Annotated in this window: 3 protein-coding genes and 1 pseudogene; all 4 read left to right on the forward strand. The window is 28.3% G+C overall.

Features of this window, described 5'->3' with window-relative positions; all coding sequences use genetic code 11:
* On the forward strand, positions 1–778 hold a 778-nt coding region (locus tag ACMUOV_RS01425), incomplete at its 5' end, for an HD domain-containing protein (protein WP_413853074.1).
* A 200-nt stretch (positions 779–978) separates the two neighbouring features.
* Positions 979–1635 carry a histidinol phosphate phosphatase domain-containing protein gene (locus tag ACMUOV_RS01430; RefSeq protein ID WP_413853076.1) on the forward strand — a complete coding sequence of 219 codons (657 nt, stop codon included), beginning with the start codon at positions 979–981 and terminating at the stop codon, positions 1633–1635.
* Positions 1636–1678: 43 nt separating this feature from the next.
* Positions 1679–2299, forward strand: a complete 621-nt coding sequence (locus ACMUOV_RS01435) for a tetratricopeptide repeat protein (protein WP_413853078.1) — start codon at positions 1679–1681, stop codon at positions 2297–2299.
* A pseudogene (locus ACMUOV_RS01440) lies at positions 2299–2658 on the forward strand (glycoside hydrolase); the annotation flags it as partial. The gene ACMUOV_RS01435 and the pseudogene ACMUOV_RS01440, both read left to right, overlap by 1 nt.

Consider the following 2658-nt stretch of genomic DNA (forward strand, 5'->3'; position numbering starts at 1 on the left):
TATGTTTCCGTTTGTTTATAAAATGAAAAAATCCGCTAAAAAGTTCTATTACCATCCTAAAGGGCTTTTTCAACATGCATTGCTTACAATGGAATCATTGGAAAAAATATTTGAAAAATTAAGCGGTTATTTTCCAAGTGTTAATGAAAAATTATCACAATATTTATGCGAAAATTTCAGTCAAAATGTTAATAGAAAAAATTTATTGAAATTTATTGCAATATTTCATGATTGTGCAAAACCTAAATGTGCAAAAAAAATCGGTAAAGTAATGAGATTTTTAGGTCATGAGGAAATAGGTTCAAAATATATATCAATGATAATGAAAAATTTGAAAATGAGCAATAGAGAAATAGAATATGCATGTTCTGTTGTTTTATATCATATGAGACCGTCAAATTTATTAAAATCCGAAACGGTTACCGAAAGAGCAAAATTGAGATTATTTAGAGATATAGGTAACATCGTTCCGGATTTGTTGCTGCTTGCTTTAGCGGATTGGCATTCATACAAACCGTTAAAAATTTATTCAAGAAAAGGGTTAAAACAACAAGAAAAATATGTTAATGAATTTATGAATGCTTATTTTGATTTGCTAACAAAACCTAAGAAGGAAAAGATTATAGACGGTAATATTTTGATGAACGAATTAAAAATTGCTCCCGGAAAAATTATAGGTAAATTGTTAAAATTAATAAATGATAAATATGATGAAGGTTTAATTAAAACAAAACAGGAAGCAATTGCATTTGCAAAAAAACAAGTAAAGAAACTTTAATTGCTTTTTTGTTCAATGCTTGATATAATAAAAATTACTTAGTAATTTTTTAATTTATGGGATTATAAATTTGAATTTTAAAAAATTAATAATTATATAACCATATAATTTGTTATTATAAATTTTTCGGCTTTTTAGCTAAGAACACGAAGAGTTCGTTCCTGGCTTTTAAGCTAAAAAATATCGGAGGTATTTTTTTAGTGATTGACTTACATACACATACATTGTTTTCGGATGGCGTTTTATTGCCGAGCGAACTTGTTTACAGGGCTAAATTTAAAGGTTATAAAGCAATTGCATTAACCGACCATGTTGATTATTCAACTTATGATTATGTAATACCGAGAATTATAAAAGTTTCAAAAATTCTTCAGGATAATTATGAAATTTTAGTAATTCCGGGTGTTGAAATAACTTATGTCCCGCCAAAACTTATTAAGGAAATAGTTGCCGAATGTAGAAGTTGCGGTGCAGAAATTATAGTTGTTCACGGGGAAACCGTTGCCGAAACTGTTCCGGAACAGACAAATCATTATGCGGTGCAGGCAGGCATAGATATTTTGGCACATCCCGGGCATATAACAAAAGAGGATGTAATGTTGGCAAAAAAAAATAACGTATGTTTGGAAATTACAACAAGGTGCGGACATAATGCAACAAATAAAGAAGTTGCAAAGTTAGCTCTTGAATGTGGTGCAAAAATGGTATTGAATACCGATACACATGAACCAGAAAATTTAATGGATAATGATAAAGTTAAAATAACTTTGGTAAATGCAGGACTTGATTTTAAATACTTTGAAATAATGCAAAAAAATGCATTTGAGATTATAAAAAATTTACAAAATAAATTTTAGGTTATGTTTTATTAATTTAAATTGATATTTTGGGGGAAATATTATGAACAAAAATAAGTATAAAAATTTTATCGGCTTTATAAAGAAAAACAGAAATACGATTATAACGATTTTATGTTTTGTGACAGGTATTGTTTTGTTTGCCGTATTTGTTAAAGCTCGTCTTAATATTTTAGCAAATGATGCTTCTTACAAGTTGACGATTGCTTCAAACTATATAGCAAACAATAATATAGAACAGGGTTTCGGCATAATAGATGATATAATAGATCAATATTCAAATACAACCGCCTCTTACAGAGCGAGATTTATGAAGGCAACTCATTTGATATCCGAAAAACAATATGAACAAGCCGAGGTTTTATTAAAGTATATTATTGACAACGGAAAACCTAAAACCGTCAGACCGTTGGCATATCCGTCATTAATTTTAATATACGAAGAGACCGGCAGTTTTGATAAAGCCATAGAATATTCGAATATGTTTTTGAATTTGTATTCCGATAATTATTTGGTCCCTTCCGTTATGGAAAATTTGGCAAGATTTTATAAAGTTACAAATAAAGTTGAGCAGGCAAATGATATTTATCAAAAAATAAAGGATAATTACCCTAACAGTGAGTATTCCGTTAGAGCCGAACAAAATTTAAACGATAAAAAATAATGAAAAAAATTTATTTAGCATTTTTATGGCATCAACATCAACCTATATATAAAAATCCTAAGACTAATATTTATGAGTTACCTTGGGTTAGGTTACATGCTACAAAAGATTATTATGATATGGCTGCAATTTTAGATAACTATCCTAAAATAAAATCAAACATAAATCTTGTTCCGTCATTACTTATTCAGTTGGAAGAATATTCAAAAAGAAAAGCGGAAGATAAGTTTTTAAATTTAACATTGAAACAAGCTTCTTATTTAGCCGATGATGAAAAAATTTTTATATTGAAGAATTTTTTTATGGCTAATTGGGAAACGATGGTATATCCTTATAAAAGATATAATCAATTGCTTGAA

The sequence above is a fragment of the Candidatus Ruminimicrobium bovinum genome, from assembly GCF_902760015.1.
Lineage (GTDB): Bacteria > Elusimicrobiota > Endomicrobiia > Endomicrobiales > Endomicrobiaceae > Ruminimicrobium > Ruminimicrobium bovinum.

Coding starts and splice junctions, on each gene's coding strand:
- ACMUOV_RS01435 (WP_413853078.1), top strand. CDS start 1,679: ATGAACAAAAATAAGTATAAAAATTTTATCGGCTTTATAAAGAAAAAC.